Raw genomic sequence first — 18,214 nt, forward strand, 5'->3', positions numbered from 1 at the left:
GGGGGCTGCCAGTAGAGTGTCGCCCTCCCAACGCCCGCACTTCCGGCATGTTCAGCCCGTTTCCTGTGTAGATCGCGATGCACGGGTCGGATTGCTGCGCGGCGGTCGCAAGCGGCGGATGGGGACCGGCGGGGCAAACAAAGAGACTGGCAAGCTGTGGATCGGTGGCGAGTTCATAAATTCGGCGGCTCGAGTGTCGCCGATGCGATATGCATGGAGCGCGTGGCCAGGATCCTCGAGGAGGACCCCAATCCGCGTCTCGGTGTGGTTCTCTCGGCCTGCCGGGGGATCACCGATGCGCTGTTGAATGTGGTCGCCGCCGCGGAACGCCAGGACGACGGCGTCGACCGTCGTATCGAAGAGATCCGCAAGCGGCATCAGGTGATCGCCGACACACTGCTGACCGGCGAACCTCGCACGCAGTTTCTCGCTACGCTCGAACAGGATTGCCGCGACATCGCCGGCATCCTCCACACCGTACAGCTCATCCGCGCCGCCTCGCAGATGATCCGCGACCTCATCTCCGGTTACGGCGAGATCTGGTCGACGCGACTCTTCTCCGCCTACCTGCGTGCTCGCGGCAAGCGGCCGGGCAGGGTGGAATGGGTCGACGCGCGCGATGTCGTTTCCGTCGAATGGGGTTCGCTCGGACCCGCGGTTCGCTGGGATGTGTCGCAGCAAAACATTGACCGCATCGTGCCGGCCGATCCCGCGGTCACGCTCATCATCACGGGATTCATTGCGCGCGATGCCAAGGGCCTGCAGACGACGCTGGGTCGCAACGGCAGCGACTTTTCGGGGTCGATCTTCGGTGCGCTGCTCGATGCCGGCGAGATCATCATCTGGACGGACGTCGATGGCGTTCTGAGCGCGGATCCGCGCCTGGTTCCGGACGCCAAAGTCATCGATTCGCTGTCGTACAACGAAGCGATGGAACTCGCGTACTTCGGCGCCAAGGTCATTCATCCGCAGACCATGGCCCCTGCAGTGACAAAGGGCATTCCCATCTGGATCCGCAATACCTTCGCGCCGGAAAAGCCGGGCTCGCTGATCTGCGCGAATCCCACGTCTGAACTTGCCGTCAAGGGCATTGCCTCGATCGACCGCTGCGCGCTCGTCAACCTCGAAGGTGCGGGCATGATCGGTGTGCCGGGTACGGCGCACCGCCTCTTCGGCGCGCTGCGTGACCATGGCATGTCCGTCATCCTGATTTCCCAGGGCAGTTCGGAGCACTCGATCTGTTTCGCGATTCCCGAGCACGAAGCGGTTCGTGCCGAGGCGGTCGTTCGCGAAGCTTTCGAGAGTGAGCTGCGTCAGGGCCAGATCCAGAGCGTGGAAGTGGATACGGGCTGCAGCATTCTCGCGGTGGTCGGCGATGGCATGGCCGGTTCGCACGGCGTAGCCGCCAAAGTCTTCGGCGCGCTCGGCAGCGCTGCCGTGAGCGTTCGGGCCATTGCGCAGGGCGCTTCGGAGCGCAATATCTCGGTCGTGATCGACGGCAAGCATTCCTCGCGCGCATTGCGAGCGGTGCATTCCAGTTTCTACCTGTCGCAGCACACGATATCGATCGGCCTCATCGGGCCGGGGCTCGTCGGCGGCGTGTTGCTCGACCAGATGGCCTCGCAGATCGAACGTCTGTCGCGCGATCTCAAACTCGACTTGCGGGTGCGCGGCATCATGTCGTCGCAACGCATGCACCTCGCCAATATCGAGGTGCCGCTGAACCACTGGCGCGATGCAGTCAGCGCCACGGGCGAGCCTGCCGACCTCACGCGGTTCGCGGATCACATTCACGCGGATCATCTGCCGCACGCGGTCATCATCGATTGTTCCGCGAGCGCCGTGATTGCGGCGCGCTATCCGGAATGGCTCGCTGCCGGCATTCACATCGTGACGCCGAACAAGAAGGCCAACAGCGGCGATCTGGGTCTCTATGCGCAACTGCGGGACGCCAGGAAGCAGGGCGGGTCGCACTTCCTGTACGAAGCTACCGTCGGCGCAGGCCTGCCGATCATTCAGACGCTGCGCGATCTGCGCGACACGGGCGATGAGATCTACCGGATCGAGGGCATTCTCTCGGGAACGCTCGCCTACCTGTTCAATGTCTGGGACGGTTCCGAACCGTTCTCCTCGGTCGTGCGTACGGCAAAGTCCAAGGGCTATACCGAACCCGATCCCCGCGACGATCTGTCGGGTATCGACTTCGCACGCAAATTGATCATTCTCGGTCGCGAGATGGGACTCAACCTGGAACTCGGCGACGTGCAGCTCGAAAGCCTGGTGCCGCCGGCGCTGACCGCGTGCGGCCCGGAGGAGTTCCTCGAGCGGCTGCCGGAGTTCGATGTGCCGATGGCGCAGAAGCTGGCAGCAGCGCGAAGCCGCAACCGTGTGCTGCGATACGTCGGGTCGCTCGATGCGGCGACCGGCAAGGCGTCGGTCGGGCTGGTCGAGCTCGAACGCTCGCACACCTTCGCCAACATCAATCTGACCGACAACGTCGTACGCTTCCTCACGCGGCGCTACAACGAGAATCCACTGGTGGTGCAGGGGCCCGGCGCAGGGCCTGAAGTCACTGCCGGCGGCATCTTCGGTGACCTGCTGCGTGTTTGTGCATACCTGGGCGCGAAACTCTGATGCGAACTTCTGCTACTGCTTTTGCGCCTGCCAGCGTCGGCAACGTCGCCGTTGGCTTCGATGTGCTCGGGCACAGTTTTCAGACGATCGGCGACAAGGTCCTGGCGCGCCGCATCGCCGAACCGGGCGTGCGTATCGCCTCCATCGGCGGACTCGTCACCGATCTGCCGCTCGAGCCGGAGAAGAACACCGCCGGCATGGCCGTGCTCAGCATGGTTCGCGATCTGCAGCTCGATTTCGGTATCGAACTGACCATCGAAAAGGGCATTCCCATCGGCTCGGGTCTGGGCGGTTCGGCCGCTTCCGCGGTTGCTGGCGTCGTTGCTGCAAATGCCTTGCTGCCGACGTCGCTGAGCAAGCTCGAGCTGCTGAAGTTCGCGATGAAGGGCGAAGCAGTTGCGAGCGGGGCAGTGCACGTCGACAACATCGCGCCATCGCTCTTCGGTGGTCTGGTGCTGACGGTCGGCATCGACAACCCGAACGTGAAGCAGATTCCCGTGCCGCCGTCGGTGCGTTGCGTGCTCGTGCACCCGCACATGGTGCTGGCCACCAAGGCCGCGCGGGAAATCCTCAATCGCTCCATCGACCTGTCCGACGTGATCTGGCAGTCGGCGAACCTGGCGGGATTCCTCACCGGCTGTTTCACCGGCGATCTGCGCCTGATCCGCGAGTCGCTCGAGGACGTCATCATCGAACCGCAGCGCAAGCTGCTGATCCCCGGCTTCCAGGCGGTGAAGGACGCGGCGATCGCCAACGGCGCGCTGGGTTGTTCGATCTCGGGTGCCGGTCCGACAGTGTTCGCATGGTGCGACGAGCCTGACGCAGTCGCGATCCGCGATGCGATGGTCGCCGCCTTCGCTGCCCACAAACTCGATTCCGATGCCTGGATCTCGACTCTCGATCCGACCGGCGCTCGTGTAATTGATTAACGACATTTCCGACCAGATGCACTACATCAGTACCCGCAACCCGCAACACCGGGTGTTGCTCGGTGAGGCTATCGCACAGGGCATCGCGCCCGATGGCGGGCTGTTCGTTCCGGAGAGCTTTCCGCACTTCGTCCCGCGTCAGTTCGATGGCGAAGCGGATCTCGTTGCGATCGCTCAGCACCTGATTGCGCCGTTCGCCGCAGGCGATGCGCTCCTCACCGAGGAACTCGCCGATATCTGTCGCGCGGCCTTCGATTTTCCGGCGCCGCTGGTTGAAGTGCCGGAAGCGCCGGCGCCGCTGTGGGTGCTGGAGCTTTTTCACGGACCCACCGCCGCGTTCAAGGATTTCGGCGCGCGCTTCCTCGCGGAGTGTCTCGAACGCATTCGTCGCAATGCCAAGCGCAAGCTGACGATCCTGGTCGCCACTTCCGGCGACACGGGCGGAGCAGTGGCGGCCGCTTTCCACAATCGTCCGTGGGTCGATGTGGTCATTCTCTATCCGAAGGGACTGGTTTCGCAGCGTCAGGCGCAGCAGCTCGCCTGCTGGGGTGGCAACGTGCGTACGTTCGCGGTCCATGGGACCTTCGACGACTGCCAGCGCATGGTGAAGGAAGCTTTCCTCGATCGAGCGCTTGCCGAGACACATCAGCTGTCCTCCGCGAACAGCATCAACGTCGGGCGCCTGCTGCCGCAGATGGTTTATTACGCCTACGCCGGCCTGGAGCTGTGGCGTCGCAACGGGCGCCGTGCCAATTTCATCATCCCGGCTGGCAACCTCGGTAATTCACTCGCCGGCATCTGGGCGCGTCATTGCGGCCTGCCGATCGGCGAGATCGTGCTGTCGACCAACGCCAACCCGACAGTCACCGAGTACCTGCGCACCGGCGAATGGGAACCACGTGCGAGCGTCGCCACCCTCGCGTCGGCGATGGACGTCGGCAACCCGAGCAACATGGAACGTCTGCGGGCCCTGCACCCCGATTTCGAGGAGCTGCAGGGCCAGATCGGTGCGTCGAGCGTCGACGACATCGAGATCCGTGCCACGATCCGTCGCGATGCCCACGAGCTTGGGCAGGTCTGGTGTCCGCACACGGCCACGGCGGCCAAGGTATTCCGCCGGCTGCTGGCCCGTGGAACACGCGGCGACTGGGTCGTGGTGTCGACGGCGCATCCCGCCAAGTTCAACGATATCGTCGAGCCGCAGATTGGCCGGACGGTGGAAATCCCGTCCAGCCTGGAGCGATTGTTGTCGTTGCCGCGTCAGGAAAAGGAACTGGAGCCCACGCTCGACGCGCTGCGGGCGGACCTGCAGAGCTGATACATGCCACTGCCGACGCAAATTCCTCCCTGGGCGTGGCCAATTGCCGGCGCGATCCTGCTGATCGCATTCGCCGTCTGGGTTTTCCTCAGGATTCAGGCCTATCGGCTGCGTCGCTCCATCGACGCGACGATCGCCAGTGTCGGCTACGAGATGCTGAAGAACGTCCTGCTGCCGAACGGCAGTGGCGGTCAGATCCACCTCAACTACGTGCTGTTGACCCAGCGCGGCGTACTGGTCGCCGACCTGCTCGATCTGCCGGGAGCGGTCTTCGGCGGCGAACAGATGCTCGAGTGGACGGCCATCGGCAAGAAGCGTCGTTACACCTTCACCAATCCGCAACACGCGCTGTACGACCGCATGGCAGCGGTGAAACTGCTGATCGGCGACGTGCCGGTCGAAGGCCGCGTTCTCTTCACGGTGCGTGGCAACTTCCCCAAGGGCAAGCCGCGTAACGTGCTGCGGATCGACGACCTCGCCAACGACTTCCCGGTCGTCGACAAGGTCCGCGGCAACATCACCGCCGCGTTCGGTGATGTCTGGGACAACGTGAAGAAGCACGCCGAGCCCAATCCGCTGGCAGCGTGAGACAAGCTGCCAGGTACTAGTAGCTAGGCGCTAGGTCGGAGCAGCGTCCCTTCTTCGGCTAGAGCCTAGAGCCTGGCGCTCCTCTCCTTCCATGCTCCGCCACTACCTGCGACACGCAGGCGGTGACCCGCTTGCCCGTTTCGATATCCAGGAATTCATTCGGTCCGTGCGCGTTCGAATGCGGGCCCAGTACGCCTGTCACCAGGAACTGCGTCTTCGGGAATTTTTCGCTCAGCATGCCCATGAACGGAATGCTGCCGCCCGTGCCCATGTACATCGCATCGCGTCCGAAGAAATTCCTCGACGCGGATTGAATCGCGTCTGCGAGCCAGGGTTCGGTGGAGGGCGCGTTCCAGCCGCCCATGCTCGATTCGAGCTCGAATGCGACATGCGCCCCGTACGGCGGATCGGCTTCGAGCGTCTGTTTCACCGCGATCGCTGCCTTCTCCGGATCGACACCAGGCGGCAAGCGGAATGACAGGACGAATGCCGTCATGGGTCGCAGGACATTGCCCGCGTTGCTCGCTGCCGGAATACCTTCGACCCCGGTCACCGACAGCGTCGGCCGCCAGGTGCTGTTCAAGAGCAGCTCGGCCGGATCATCGGACATGGGCTTCATGCCTTCGACGAACGGCAGTTTGCGATGCACGGCATCACCGAGTGCGCTCGCGGCCGCGGCAGCTTGTTGCAGGCGATCGGCGGGGATGTTTCCCTGCAGCTCACTGACGAGGATCTCGCCGGTCGCTGCGTCTTCGACGCGGGCCAATAGCTGTCGCGCGATCCGGAAGCTCGACGCGGCGATGCCGCTGGCCATGCCGGAATGCACGCCTTCTCGCAGGACTTCGACTCGCAGCGTGCCGATCAAATTGCCGCGCAACGACGTCGTACACCAGAACTGATCGTAGTTGCTGCACTCTGCATCCAGGCACACGACCAGCGAAGGCTCGCCAATGCGCCCGGCCAGCGCATCGATATAGGCGGGCAGATCGGGGCTGCCGCTTTCCTCGCCGGCCTCGATCAGGATGATGCAGCGGGCGAACGGGATGTTCTGATCGGCCAGCGCCAGCAATGACAGCAGCGAGCCAAACACGGCGTAGCCGTCGTCAGCGCCGCCACGGCCATACAGGCGACCGTCGCGAATGACCGGCGTCCATGGATCGAGTCCTGGCAGCCAGCCGGTGAATTCGGGCTGTTTGTCCAGGTGGCCATACATCAGGACGGTGTCATCGATGTCGCCCGGAACCTCGATGTACAGCAGGGGAGTGCGTCCGGGCAGGCGCATGAGTTCGATCGTGGTGCCTGCCAGCGCATGCGCCTCGCACCACTTGCGCATCAGTTCCGCCGCCTTGTCCATGTGGCCATGCTCGGCCCACTGTGGATCGAAATTCTCCGACTTGTTCGGGATGCGGATGTAGTCGCAGAGCGTCGGAATGATGGAGTCATCCCACACGCGGTCGACGAATTGCTTCAGCTGCTGTGCGTTCATGGGGTACCTCGACAGATCACATGATCAGTTGGGCCAGTTGAACAGTCGCGCCGCGTTTGCGGTAGTCGTCGCCGCCAATTGTGCGGCGGATTCGCCGCGGGCCTGCGCTATCGCCTCGACTACATGCGGCAGATACATGGGCTCATTGCGCCGGTTCGACGGCTTGGGCGTGAGGTCGCGCGGCAACAGATACGGCGCATCGGTCTCGATGACGAGTCTGTCAGCCGGGATCTGGCGCACGACGTCGCGCAGATGCTGGCCGCGGCGCTCATCGCAGATCCAGCCGGTGATGCCGATGTACAGGTCGAGGTCGAGATAGGCGCGGGCTTCATCCATGCCGGCGGTAAAGCAATGCGCCACACCGCCGGCCAGGCGGGGCCGGAAGTCGCGCAGGATGGCGACGAAGTCCGTATGCGCATCGCGTTGATGCAGAAACACCGGCTTGGCGACACGAACGGCGAGATCGAGCTGCCGTTCGAACGCCAGACGCTGCGCCTCCCGGGGCGACAGGTCGCGGAAGTAGTCGAGCCCACATTCGCCGACAGCCACCACTTCAGGCTCCTGCGCATATTCGGTGAAGGCAGCCAGAGCCGACTCATCGAGGTCCGTTGCGTGATGCGGATGAAGCCCGGCAGTAGCGCGGAACCGCTGTGGATGAAGTCGCGACCACTCGATCGCCCAGCGCGTGCTTTCGAGCGAACTGCCGGTGATCACCATGCGCGTCACTCCGGCATCCACCGCGCGGGCAATCAATGCCTCGCGATCGTGGTCGAAGCTATCGTGAGCGAGGTTCAATCCGATGTCGATGAGTTCCGGCGGAGTAGTCAAACCGATGGCCTGTGGTACGAGGAAAAAAGTGGCGTGTGCTATCGTGCAGCGGCAATTGCGTGGCGAATTGTAGTGGAAAGAACAGCGGAGTTTCCTGCATGAAGGCGCGGCATGTGCCGTTGATTGCATCAGCGATTTTCGGACTGCTGTGTATACCGGCGGGAGCCGATACGGCGTCCGATCTGGGCGATGCGGCGGCACGGATTCAGTATGCGTTCTACACGCAGGATGCCCGCGCTCTCGCCGAAGGACTGGCGCTGATTTCGCAACTGGACGCCATGGCGCTCGCTCCCGGCATTCAGGAGTACAACGCCGCCTACGGCCAGTGGAAGCTGGCGCAAATCCATGCAGAGCCGACGGCCGCGGCCAAGCCACTCAATCCCGGCGCTTCGAACAAGGCTGCGCAGGAATGTGTGCGACAGGCCAAGGCAGCCCGTACGAGGGATCCGCGGATGGCGGAGGCCTATGCCATCGAAGCCGTGTGCTCCGCGTTCGGCTCGACCGTCCTTGCTTCGGGCTGTGCCGGGAAGCCGCTGCGTACTGCCCGGGAACTCGATTCCCGCAATCCCCGCATCCGCCTGATCGAATTGCTGTGCGCAGAGAAGGGCGAGGGCGGTTCTGTCGCCTATGCACAGAAGCTTCGCGATCTGGTCGGTGATTTCGAGACCGCTCCCCCGGCAAGTCCGGGGGAGCCTGATTGGGGGCAGGCCGAGGCGCTCGTGCTGCTCGGCTGGAGCACTTTGCAACGCGGCGATGCGCGCGGGGCTCGCGACATCGTCGAGCGCGCACTCGTGATCGCACCGGACTATCGCAAGGCGCAGGAACTGCTGCAGGCCACGGCGACACGGCCGAAATGACGTGAAAGCGGCCTATACTCCAGCATCATGAATCGCTCTTCACCGCCGGCGACCCAGATGCAGTTGTTCGAGGCGCGCGATCCTGCGCAGCCCTGGCACGTGCGCATCAGTCGGCGAGCGCGGCGCCTGTCGGTCCGTGTGTATCCGGGCGGACGGGTGGAAGTGGTGGTGCCGCCCGGCGCCTCGGCGGCAATCGTCGAGCGATTCGTCGGCACCCACCGGCGCTGGATCGATGAACGCGTCGCAGATCTGTCGGCCGTCAGCGGAATTGAGCGCGACACGCTTCCCGAAGCGATTTCGCTGGCAGGAACAGAGCAGCGCTACGCTGTCGACTATCGTCGCACTGCCAGCTCGGATATCCGCGCCGTCGTCGTCACTCCCGGGACATTGATCGTGGCCGGTGCGATCGACAACGAACAGCGGGTCGCCCGAACGCTGCAGCGCTGGCTGATGGACCACGCGCATGCGGCGCTCAGTCGCTGCCTTGCCGAGATCGCTGCGAAGCACGATTTCAGTTTCGAGCGCGTGCAGATTCGCCGCCAGCGCACCCGCTGGGGCAGCTGCTCGGCGCGCGGCACCATCAGTCTCAATGTCTGCGCACTGTTCCAGGAGCCGGCGGTGATGCGTTACCTGCTGATCCACGAGCTCAGCCACACCCGACACATGAATCATTCACGGCGCTTCTGGGCTCAGGTGGAAGCCATCGAGCCCGATTATCGCCGCCTCGATCGCGAACTGCTGCAAGGCTGGCAGCGGGTTCCGGGATGGATGTTCCGATGAACGAGAAGTCTGCCCCCGACCCGCAGAAGAAGCCGGTCGATCTGTCCGACGAACAGGTCCACTGGGATCTGGGCGAATCGCAGAGCTACGGCCAGTACCTGCAACTCGACAGGATCCTGAGCGGACAGCAGCCGGTCTCGTACGAACACGACGAGATGCTGTTCATCATCATCCACCAGACGTCCGAGTTGTGGATGAAGCTCTGCCTGCACGAACTGTCCGCCGCGCTGGACCACATCCGCCGCGACGACCTGGGTCCGTCGTTCAAGATGCTCTCGCGTGTCTCGCGCATTCAGGCGCAGCTGACGCAGTCCTGGGACGTGCTCGCGACCATGACACCCGCCGAGTACTCCGCGTTCCGCAATCAGCTGGGGCGCGCGTCGGGATTCCAGTCGTACCAGTACCGCATGCTCGAATTCATCATCGGCAACAAGAACGCGGACATGATCGAAGTGCATCGTCGCGATCCGGCGCACTACGATGTCCTGTCACGCGCGCTGCATAACCCGAGCATTTATGACGAGTCGCTGCGGCTGCTGAGCCGCCGCGGCTTCGAGATTCCACAGGACTACCTCGATCGCGACTGGTCGCAGCCCTATCAACCGAGCAAGCAGGTCGCCGCCGCGTGGCTCGCCGTCTATCACAGCATCGACGAGAACTGGGACCTGTACGAACTCGCCGAGAAGCTGGTCGACCTCGACATGAAGTTCCAGCTCTGGCGCTTCAGTCACATGAAGACCGTCGAACGCATCATCGGCTACAAGCGCGGCACGGGCGGCACCGGCGGCGTGTCATATCTCGCCAAGGCGCTGGAACTGCGGTTCTTCCCCGAACTGTGGACCGTTCGGACGTCGATGTAAGAGAAGAGCTGAAGCCGTACACGAAGGAGCACGAGGTCGGAAGGCTCAGGACAGTCTTGAACTCATTTGTGCTTCTTTGTGCTCTTTTGCGTACTTGCTTCGTCTCTTCCAGACCCGCCAGCCCAGCAGCACCGCGACGATCGTCGCGTAGATGAGCGGTTCGCGGATGTCGGCCTTGACCTGCCACCAGTAGTGCCAGACTCCGAGCGGCACGATCACGTAAATGAGCCGATGCAGCGTTTTCCAGCGTTTGCCGAGGCGGCGCATCATGCCGTTGGTCGATGTCACCGCCAGGGGAATCAACAGCAGCAGCGCTGCAAAGCCGATCGTGATGAACGGTCGTTCGGCGATGTCCGGCAGGATGCCGGGCCAGTACAAGTCCTGATCGAGAATCAGCCACGTCAGAAAGTGCAGCAGCACGTAGACGAACGCGTACACGCCGAGCAGACGTCGCAGCTGCACCAGCCAAGGCGCATCGAACCAGTCGCGGAGCGGCGTGACGGCCAGCGTGATGATGAGCAGCCGAAGTCCCCATTCGCCCAGCGTGTCCTGCACGAACTCGATCGGATTGGGGCCGAGCGAGCCTGCAATGCCGAATGCGCGCAACGCCAGCAGGCACAGCGGCAGGGAGCACAGCAGGAATAGCGCCGGTTTGAAAATCCGGCGCACGACGAACGTGGAGGGCATGGGGCTAGTAGTACTTGGCCAGGTCCATGCCACGGTACAGACTGGCGACCTCTTGCTCGTAGCCATTGAACATCCGGGTCGGCACGCGCGAGTTGAAGAGACCTGCGCCGATGTGGCGCTCGCGTGCCTGGCTCCAGCGCGGATGATCGACATTGGGGTTCACGTTCGCGAAGAAGCCGTATTCCCGCGGCGCCGAAATGTTCCATGACGTCGGTGGCTGCTTCTCGGTGAAGCGGATCTCGACGATGGATTTGATGCCCTTGAAGCCGTACTTCCACGGTGTCACCAGTCGCAGCGGCGCGCCGTTCTGGTTGGGAAGCGATTTGCCGTAGACACCGACCGCCAGCAGCGACAGAGGATTCATCGCTTCATCGATGCGCAGGCCTTCGACGTACGGCCACTCCAGCACGTTATAGCGCTGTCCCGGCATTTCCTCCGGCCGCAGCACGGTCTTGAAAGCCACATACCTGGCCTTCGACGTCGGCTTGAATCGCTGCAGTACGTCGGCCAGAGGTACGCCGACCCAGGGAATGACCATGGACCAGGCTTCGACACAACGCAGGCGATAGACGCGTTCCTCGAGCGCATGCGGCTTGAGAATATCCTCGAGCGAGAACTTGCCGGTCTGTTCGGCTTCGCCCGCGATCGTCACGCTCCACGGTTCGGGCTTGAAGCGCCCGGAATTCGCCGCCGGGTCCGACTTGTCGGTGCCGAACTCGTAGAAATTGTTGTACCCGGTGATGTCTTCGTAACTGTTCGGCGGCTCGTTGGTGCTGAACCTGGCATTGCGTGTGAACTTCAACGCCGCTGCCGCCGCCTCCGAGTCGCTCCACATCGCGGCGCCTATTCCTGTGACGCCGGCTGCGAGCGCCGCCTGCAGCAGTGCCCGACGATTGAGATAGGTCGCCTCGGACGTGATCTCCGAGGCAACGATGGCTGCCGAGTCGCCGGGCTGTCTGCGCCTGATCCACATGAATTCGTCTCCGCAAATTGACTATCGACCAAACTGACCTATCAACAAACTGACCTATCAATAAGACCCGGGGTGCCCGGAAATTATCACGTAGAACGCACGCGGACCGTCGACAGTTCATCAGAGTTGCTGCCGGCGAGCGCTGGAATCCCCCGAACAGGGGTGGGTGGCCTCGGACTGCACTCATTGCGCGCCGGGTGTCAGGGTGCTGTTGGAGGACGATGCCTTGCTGAGCCGGCGTCCTTCCGTCACAGGGGCGGTCCCTCCGGGAACCGCGGCAGCGTATCGGAAATATCGAACCAGTTGGCTTTGTGGTTCACGTAGATATGCGCTTGCGGGCGCGTGCCCGGATCCGTATCCAGTGAGCCCGCCGGTACGACAACGGCGCCGCGTTCGCTGGAGATTCGAGGCACGGCACCACCGCAATGCCGGCAGAAGGCGACGGCGAAAAACTTTGCGTCCGGAACCTTGTAGATGACGACGTCATCGGCTCCGCGCACGAACTGGAAATCGTCGAGCTTGTAGAACAGATTCGTCGCATGCGCGCTGCTGCGCCCACGCCGGCATCGCGTGCAATGGCAATTCATCATCCGAATCGGCGGTCCGCTGATTTCGTAAGCGACGGCATTGCACAGGCAGCGGCCGGCAACTACGCCTGCGCGCGCCTCGACGGGTGGGCGGGTCACCCCGGTGGCGCCAAATTCTTCCGGATACTCTTCGTGCTGCGGCAGCGAGTCGGTGATCTCATACCAGGGCGACTCCGAGCCGACGAACCAGTGGGCCTCGGGCCGCACGTCGAGATCTCCCAACAGATTGCCTGCGGAGCAGATAACCAGGTCCATCTGTTTCATGATCGTGGGAGTGACGGATCCGCACGACTTGCAGAAGAAGCGTCGACCCTTCTCGGAGGAGGCATAACTTGCGACGTTGTCTTCGCCGGAAATCCAGCGAAAGCCGACCAGCGGCGCGGCAACGAACGTCGCAAATGAACCGCCGTGATGCTTGCGGCACATTGAACAATGACAATGCACCATCATAGTCAGCGGACCGGCGACCTCGTACCGGACCGCGCCGCAGAGACACGTCCCCTGCACAGGCGGATGCTTCACGGACATGACGGGCTCCGGGGAAGGCGACGACGCGCAGTGTCACCGGACGATAGCAATATGTGACGGACTCCTCCAGAGCAGGGCCGATGCAGTTAAAAATTCGGGCTTTCATGGGTTCATTCGCGCGCGGACTCCGTGGTAAAACGGGGCCGTCATGAGCACGGTCGCCAACATCCCACAGCGTCAGAACCTGCGCGAGCAGGTGGAGCGCCTGCTGCCCAACTGGCAGAGCTGGTATCCGAGCCTGTTCCATGCGGCGGAGGACCTCGGACTGATTCGGGCACGCGTGTGCTCGCCGGATTCGCTGATGTTGGTGAGCCGTCACGCGGCGGTCCGGGAAGAGGCCGTACGTTCGTTCAAGGAGCGGTGGGGCGTGGAGGACGAACAGGAAGTGCCGCCAGCCCAGCACCTGCAGATGGTGAAACGCATCCAGGACCAGATGCGCTCCAGGAACAATCCCAAGCAGCCGCGGCCCGTCAGACGCTCAGGCAAGTAATCAGCCCTGCAACTGAGCCAGATCTCTCGCGTAGTTCGCGTAGGAATCTTTGAGCGATGCCGAATTGAGCAGCATCGTCGCCAGTACTTCGTCGCACCCGGGTCGCATCACGCTGGTGCGAATCCACATGCTTTCCGTGCGGCGGCTGCCGCTCAGCGCAATGATTTCGCGCTCGATCTCGTAGTCCTCGTCGACGAACAGCGGCCCCTTGATGAGCCGGATCTCCTGATCGGCGAACAGGCCGACGACCGGACCGTGGACGGGAAACATGTGGGAATCCGTCGCATGATTCAACAGGACGCTGATCATCTCGAAAGGAATGATGGCGCGTCCCCAGGGCGATTCGCCGGCCGTCGCCGCCGTGTACCACGGTGAGTTCTCGGCGATGACCTCGAGCTTGTCGGCAAGCGAGAAAGGATACAGATCGCCCATGTGCTGATCGGCGCCCATGCGAATGCGGGTTCGGGCGCTGCGCATTCCCACGCGCACATCGCGCAGGATGACGAGCGCCTCCGGAGGCTGAACCTCGCTGATACGCTGTTGAAGCGCCGAAGGCGGGTTGTCCGTGCCGATGGACGCGGTGCCGCGCAGAATCTCGGTACCGTCGTCGCGCTGCATCCAGATTCGTGTTTGCGTCTCGCCGTCGCGTGGCTTCGCGATGAAGGCGCGCACTTGCTCGCCTTCGAAGCAGGGATTGCGATAATGAGCCGAGACGCATCCCGCTTCCAGCCAGCGCACGCCCCACAGCGCCACACACAGCGGTACGAACTGGCTGAAGTGCGTGGGCCCTTCGATCGCGCCGCCCTTGAATCCGAGCTTCTGCGCCGTCGCATCGTCGTGAATCGATGTGTGACTGTCGTACTGCTGGGTCGCGAGCATCTGTCGCGGACCGCGCAGCGGCCCGGCCAGCGTGTCGGCCGAGTCATCGATCGGAGTGGCGAACGGCGTTCGCATGACGTCAGTCCGAGATTTTCGAAAAATCCGGCGCGCGTCGCTCGGCAAAGGCCCGGAACGCCTCTGCTGCTTCGGCGCTGCCCAATCGCTGCCCGAAAATTTCGTTTTCGCGCTTCATCAGGGCGGAGATCGCCGCCGCATCGCGCATGAGTCGCTTGGTTGCCTGCACGGCTCCCAGCGGGCGCGTCGCCAGGGCTTTGGCCGAGTTGAGTGCTTTGGCGCGTACTTCTCCGGCGGGCACTGCGGCATTGGCGAGACCGATGGCTGCTGCTGTGCGACCGTCGACAGGCTCTCCCAGTGCAAACATGGCGAAAGCGCGTGCATGGCCAATGCGTGCGGGAATGAGCCAGCTCGATGCAGCTTCGGGAACCAGCGCAAGATTCACGAAGGGCGTCGTGAGTCTGGCGTCGTCGGCGACATAGACCAGATCGCAATGCATCAGCATCGTGACGCCGATGCCGACCGCCAGTCCCTGTACGGCGGCGACATAGGGTTTCTCGGCGCGTGCGAGTGCTTCGAGAAAGGTGTGCGCCTTCATGTCGCTGCGTGCCAGCTGGCCCGAGGCGACCGCAGCGAAGTCGGCAAGATCGTTGCCTGCCGTGAACGCGTCGCCTTCGCCTTCGAACAGAACGGCGCGAATGCCAGGGTCCTGCTCGGCGCGTACGAGCGCTTCACCCATTGCCTGGTACATGGCATTGGTGATCGCGTTCTTCTTGTCGGGTCGATTGAACGCGATGCGCATGACACGATCTTCGACGCTGATGCGGACGTGGTCAGTCATGAGGTTCCCCTGAAATGGTTTGAAAATTATCCGCTGGTGCATGAAACCGGATCAATTTGAATTACAGGCCTGCAGGCCGGAAACGAAAAAGGGGGAAGCCTCGCGGCTTCCCCCTTCGTGTCTCCAAGTTGCCCTGGCGATGTTCCCTCGAGGTCAGGCGGCCTTGCTGCCGCTCGCCAGCTGACGCAGGACGTAGTGCAGGATGCCACCGTGCTGGAAGTACTCGCGCTCCTTCGGCGTGTCGATACGCACACGCGCCTCGAACTTGATCGGCGCGCCGTTGTCTGGCGTGGCGACCACGGTCACGACCTTCGCCGCACCGCCGTTGAGGCCGATGATCTCGAAGCTCTCCTTGCCGGTGAGTCCCAGCGACTGCGCGTTCTGGCCTTCCTTGAACTGCAGGGGCAGCACGCCCATGCCGATCAGGTTGGAGCGGTGAATGCGCTCGAAGCTTTCCGTGATCACGGCTTTGACGCCCAGCAGCATCGTGCCCTTGGCGGCCCAGTCGCGCGACGAGCCGGTACCGTATTCCTTGCCCGCCAGGACGACCAGCGGCGTGCCTTCCTGTTTGTAGCGCATCGCGGCGTCGTAAATGCTCATCTGTTCGCCGCTCGGTACGTGGACGGTGATGCCGCCTTCGGTGCCTGGTGCGAGCTGATTGCGCAGACGGATGTTCGCGAACGTGCCGCGCATCATGATTTCGTGATTGCCGCGACGCGCGCCGTAGGAGTTGAAGTCCACCGGCTGCACACCCTGCGACACGAGGTACTTCGCCGCCGGGCTCGACTTCGAAATGTCACCGGCCGGGGAGATGTGATCGGTCGTGACGGAGTCGCCCAGCAGTGCGAGAGCACGTGCATTGCGAATATCGGCCACCGCGCCCGGCTTCATCGTCATGCCGACGAAGTAGGGCGGGTTCTTCACGTAGGTCGACTTGTCGTTCCACGAGTAGATCTTGCCCTCAGGCAGGCGGATCGCATTCCAGTTCTCGTCGCCCGTGAAGACGCTGGCGTAGCTCTTGCGGAACATGGCGGAGTCGACCGACTTCGCGATGAATTCCTGGATCTCGGCCGGCGTCGGCCAGATGTCCTTCAGATATACCGCCTTGCCGTCGCTGCTGGTACCGATCGCTTCGGTCGTCAGGTCGAGTTCCAGCGTGCCGGCGAGCGCGTAGGCGACGACCAGCGGCGGCGAAGCGAGGAAGTTCATCTTCACTTCCGGATGCACGCGGCCTTCGAAGTTGCGGTTACCGGAGAGGACGGAGCAGGCGACCACGTCGCCCGCCTTCACTGCATCCGCAATTTCAGGACGCAGCGGCCCGGAGTTACCGATGCAGGTCGTGCAGCCATAGCCGACGGTGAAGAAGCCGAGTGCTTCCAGGTCCGACGCCAGGCCGGCCTTCGCCAGATAGTCCGTCACGACGCGCGAGCCGGGTGCCAGACTCGTCTTCACCCACGGCTTGGACTTGAGGCCGAGCCGGTTGGCATTGCGTGCGAGCAGTCCGGCTGCGATCAGCACGGCGGGGTTCGACGTGTTGGTGCAGCTGGTGATGGCAGCGATCAGGACGGCGCCGTCCTTCACTTCCGCGGACTGGCCGTTGATGACGGCGGTTGCCGTGCCGGTTGCAGCAGGATTCTTCTGCGTGCGCTCTTCGGCCATTTTCTTGAAGGACGACTGATACACCTGCTTGGCACTGCGCAGCGGCACGCGATCCTGCGGGCGCTTCGGGCCGGCAAGCGAAGGCTCGACCGTGCCGAGATCGAGTTCCAGCATGTCGGTGTAGTCGGCAGGAGCGGCGCCGTCTTCGCGCCACATGCCCTGATGCTTTGCATACTGCTTCACCAGTTCGATCTGCTCGGCGTTGCGGCCGGTCAGCTCGAGGTAACGCAGGGTTTCGTTGTCGATCGGGAAAATGCCGCAGGTGCTGCCGAATTCCGGCGCCATGTTGGCGATCGTGGCGCGATCGGCGAGCGGCAGGTTGGCGAGGCCGTCGCCATAGAACTCGACGAACTTGTCGACGACACCCTTCTTGCGCAGCATTTCCGTGACGGTCAGCACGAGGTCGGTCGCGGTGCAGCCCGGGGGCAGGCTGCCGACCAGCTTGAAGCCGATGACGTGCGGAATCAGCATGGTCACTGGCTGGCCCAGCATGGCGGCTTCGGCTTCGATACCGCCGACGCCCCAGCCCAGCACGCCGAGGCCGTTGACCATCGTCGTGTGCGAGTCGGTGCCGACCAGCGTGTCCGGATAGGCCCAGCGCACGCCGTCCTTGTCAGCGTCGAATACGACGCGGGCGAGATGCTCGATGTTGACCTGGTGAACGATGCCCGTATTCGGCGGCACCACTTTGAAGTTGCGGAAGGCCGACTGGCCCCAGCGCAGGAATTCATAGCGTTCGGTGTTGCGGTTGAACTCGATCTCGGTGTTCTTCGCGAGCGAATCCTTGTCGCCGTAGGCGTCGACCTGCACCGAGTGATCGATGACCAGTTCGGCCGGCGACAGCGGGTTGATGTCATCGGCGTTGCCGCCGAGCTTGATCATGGCCTCGCGCATGGCGGCGAGATCGACCACCGCAGGAACGCCGGTGAAGTCCTGCATGATCACGCGGCTCGGCGTGAACGAAATTTCGTAGGAAGGCGCGGCATTCGGATCCCAGCTGAGCAGGGCGTCGATGTCGGCGCGCGTGACGTTCACGCCGTCTTCGAAACGCAGCAGGTTTTCGAGCAGGATCTTCAGGGAATACGGCAGGCGCGCGACGTTGCGGTCCTTCAGCGCGGCAAGGCTGAAGATTTCATAGTTACTGCTGCCGCAAGCGAGCGTGGTGCGCGCCTTGAACGAATCTTTCATGCGTCCTCCGGGACGAAAAAGGGGTCGGGTGTCCCCTCATGAACAGAGGGCCCCGAGGTCTGAGCGGCGCGAATTATAGCGGCTATC

Annotated in this window: 16 protein-coding genes; 8 read left to right on the forward strand and 8 right to left on the reverse strand. The window is 63.2% G+C overall.

Annotation, left to right across the window (positions count from 1 at the left end; genetic code table 11):
- Window positions 1–156: 156 nt before the first annotated feature.
- Genes thrA through VIZ63_RS03400 form a run of 4 tightly spaced genes read left to right on the forward strand, consistent with a single transcriptional unit; the run spans window position 157 to window position 5,469 of the window.
- Window positions 157–2,634, forward strand: a complete 2,478-nt coding sequence (gene thrA / locus VIZ63_RS03385; protein WP_331608090.1) for a bifunctional aspartate kinase/homoserine dehydrogenase I — start codon at window positions 157–159, stop codon at window positions 2,632–2,634.
- Window positions 2,634–3,563, forward strand: coding sequence for a homoserine kinase (locus tag VIZ63_RS03390; RefSeq protein ID WP_331608091.1), 930 nt, complete (start codon window positions 2,634–2,636; stop codon window positions 3,561–3,563). The genes thrA and VIZ63_RS03390 overlap by 1 nt, the downstream gene beginning before the upstream one ends.
- 16 nt (window positions 3,564–3,579) lie before the next feature.
- Window positions 3,580–4,881, forward strand: coding sequence for a threonine synthase (gene thrC, locus VIZ63_RS03395; RefSeq protein ID WP_331608092.1), 1,302 nt, complete (start codon window positions 3,580–3,582; stop codon window positions 4,879–4,881).
- 3 nt (window positions 4,882–4,884) lie between these two features.
- The gene (locus VIZ63_RS03400; protein WP_331608093.1) at window positions 4,885–5,469 is read left to right on the forward strand and encodes an NERD domain-containing protein; all 585 of its coding nucleotides are present in this window, start codon (window positions 4,885–4,887) and stop codon (window positions 5,467–5,469) included.
- Window positions 5,470–5,527: 58 nt separating this feature from the next.
- Here VIZ63_RS03400 and VIZ63_RS03405 read toward each other — a convergent pair whose 3' ends face one another.
- Window positions 5,528–6,955, reverse strand: coding sequence for a M20/M25/M40 family metallo-hydrolase (locus tag VIZ63_RS03405; protein WP_331608094.1), 1,428 nt, complete (start codon window positions 6,953–6,955; stop codon window positions 5,528–5,530).
- Between the two features lie 24 nt (window positions 6,956–6,979).
- Window positions 6,980–7,783 (reverse strand): TatD family hydrolase, encoded by an 804-nt coding sequence (locus tag VIZ63_RS03410; RefSeq protein ID WP_331608095.1) that lies wholly within the window; start codon window positions 7,781–7,783, stop codon window positions 6,980–6,982.
- A gap of 98 nt (window positions 7,784–7,881) precedes the next feature.
- On the opposite strand from VIZ63_RS03410, the gene VIZ63_RS03415 reads away from it, so the two are divergent.
- From VIZ63_RS03415 to kynA, 3 genes are read left to right on the forward strand one after another with little or no spacing between them, the layout of a single operon-like run.
- Window positions 7,882–8,640, forward strand: coding sequence for a hypothetical protein (locus VIZ63_RS03415; RefSeq protein ID WP_331608096.1), 759 nt, complete (start codon window positions 7,882–7,884; stop codon window positions 8,638–8,640).
- Window positions 8,641–8,667: 27 nt separating this feature from the next.
- Window positions 8,668–9,420, forward strand: a complete 753-nt coding sequence (locus VIZ63_RS03420) for a SprT family zinc-dependent metalloprotease (protein ID WP_331608097.1) — start codon at window positions 8,668–8,670, stop codon at window positions 9,418–9,420.
- Complete coding sequence (kynA, locus tag VIZ63_RS03425) at window positions 9,417–10,280, forward strand: tryptophan 2,3-dioxygenase (RefSeq protein WP_331608098.1); 864 nt, start codon at window positions 9,417–9,419, stop codon at window positions 10,278–10,280. The genes VIZ63_RS03420 and kynA overlap by 4 nt, the downstream gene beginning before the upstream one ends.
- A gap of 45 nt (window positions 10,281–10,325) precedes the next feature.
- Here kynA and VIZ63_RS03430 read toward each other — a convergent pair whose 3' ends face one another.
- The 3 genes from VIZ63_RS03430 to VIZ63_RS03440 all read right to left on the reverse strand — a co-directional run bounded on the left by VIZ63_RS03430 (window position 10,326) and on the right by VIZ63_RS03440 (window position 13,055).
- Window positions 10,326–10,967 carry a protein-methionine-sulfoxide reductase heme-binding subunit MsrQ gene (locus VIZ63_RS03430; RefSeq protein WP_331608100.1) on the reverse strand — a complete coding sequence of 214 codons (642 nt, stop codon included), beginning with the start codon at window positions 10,965–10,967 and terminating at the stop codon, window positions 10,326–10,328.
- Window positions 10,968–10,971: 4 nt separating this feature from the next.
- Window positions 10,972–11,940, reverse strand: a complete 969-nt coding sequence (gene msrP, locus VIZ63_RS03435; protein ID WP_331608101.1) for a protein-methionine-sulfoxide reductase catalytic subunit MsrP — start codon at window positions 11,938–11,940, stop codon at window positions 10,972–10,974.
- A 248-nt stretch (window positions 11,941–12,188) separates the two neighbouring features.
- Complete coding sequence (locus VIZ63_RS03440; protein WP_331608102.1) at window positions 12,189–13,055, reverse strand: GFA family protein; 867 nt, start codon at window positions 13,053–13,055, stop codon at window positions 12,189–12,191.
- Between the two features lie 148 nt (window positions 13,056–13,203).
- On the opposite strand from VIZ63_RS03440, the gene VIZ63_RS03445 reads away from it, so the two are divergent.
- Entirely contained in the window at window positions 13,204–13,545 is a 342-nt protein-coding gene (locus tag VIZ63_RS03445; RefSeq protein WP_331608103.1) for a hypothetical protein, read from the forward strand.
- Here VIZ63_RS03445 and VIZ63_RS03450 read toward each other — a convergent pair whose 3' ends face one another.
- The 3 genes from VIZ63_RS03450 to acnA form a co-directional block, all read right to left on the reverse strand.
- Entirely contained in the window at window positions 13,546–14,499 is a 954-nt protein-coding gene (locus VIZ63_RS03450; RefSeq protein WP_331608104.1) for a hypothetical protein, read from the reverse strand.
- Between the two features lie 4 nt (window positions 14,500–14,503).
- Entirely contained in the window at window positions 14,504–15,280 is a 777-nt protein-coding gene (locus tag VIZ63_RS03455) for an enoyl-CoA hydratase-related protein (protein ID WP_331608105.1), read from the reverse strand.
- Between the two features lie 153 nt (window positions 15,281–15,433).
- Window positions 15,434–18,127: an aconitate hydratase AcnA gene (gene acnA, locus VIZ63_RS03460; protein ID WP_331608106.1), complete on the reverse strand. Its 2,694-nt coding sequence runs from the start codon at window positions 18,125–18,127 to the stop codon at window positions 15,434–15,436.
- Window positions 18,128–18,214: the final 87 nt, after the last annotated feature.

It is taken from the genome of Povalibacter sp., from assembly GCF_036520495.1.
In the GTDB taxonomy this organism is placed as follows: Bacteria; Pseudomonadota; Gammaproteobacteria; order Steroidobacterales; family Steroidobacteraceae; genus Steroidobacter.

Bases quoted from the DNA above. Each gene is read 5' to 3' on its own strand.
- VIZ63_RS03440 (WP_331608102.1), bottom strand. From the start codon at position 13,055: ATGTCCGTGAAGCATCCGCCTGTGCAGGGGACGTGTCTCTGCGGCGCG.
- VIZ63_RS03390 (WP_331608091.1), top strand. From the start codon at position 2,634: ATGCGAACTTCTGCTACTGCTTTTGCGCCTGCCAGCGTCGGCAACGTC.
- VIZ63_RS03455 (WP_331608105.1), bottom strand. From the start codon at position 15,280: ATGACTGACCACGTCCGCATCAGCGTCGAAGATCGTGTCATGCGCATC.
- VIZ63_RS03400 (WP_331608093.1), top strand. From the start codon at position 4,885: ATGCCACTGCCGACGCAAATTCCTCCCTGGGCGTGGCCAATTGCCGGC.
- VIZ63_RS03405 (WP_331608094.1), bottom strand. From the start codon at position 6,955: ATGAACGCACAGCAGCTGAAGCAATTCGTCGACCGCGTGTGGGATGAC.
- acnA (WP_331608106.1), bottom strand. From the start codon at position 18,127: ATGAAAGATTCGTTCAAGGCGCGCACCACGCTCGCTTGCGGCAGCAGT.
- thrC (WP_331608092.1), top strand. From the start codon at position 3,580: ATGCACTACATCAGTACCCGCAACCCGCAACACCGGGTGTTGCTCGGT.
- VIZ63_RS03450 (WP_331608104.1), bottom strand. From the start codon at position 14,499: ATGCGAACGCCGTTCGCCACTCCGATCGATGACTCGGCCGACACGCTG.
- msrP (WP_331608101.1), bottom strand. From the start codon at position 11,940: ATGTGGATCAGGCGCAGACAGCCCGGCGACTCGGCAGCCATCGTTGCC.
- VIZ63_RS03430 (WP_331608100.1), bottom strand. From the start codon at position 10,967: ATGCCCTCCACGTTCGTCGTGCGCCGGATTTTCAAACCGGCGCTATTC.
- VIZ63_RS03420 (WP_331608097.1), top strand. From the start codon at position 8,668: ATGAATCGCTCTTCACCGCCGGCGACCCAGATGCAGTTGTTCGAGGCG.
- VIZ63_RS03415 (WP_331608096.1), top strand. From the start codon at position 7,882: ATGAAGGCGCGGCATGTGCCGTTGATTGCATCAGCGATTTTCGGACTG.
- kynA (WP_331608098.1), top strand. From the start codon at position 9,417: ATGAACGAGAAGTCTGCCCCCGACCCGCAGAAGAAGCCGGTCGATCTG.
- VIZ63_RS03445 (WP_331608103.1), top strand. From the start codon at position 13,204: ATGAGCACGGTCGCCAACATCCCACAGCGTCAGAACCTGCGCGAGCAG.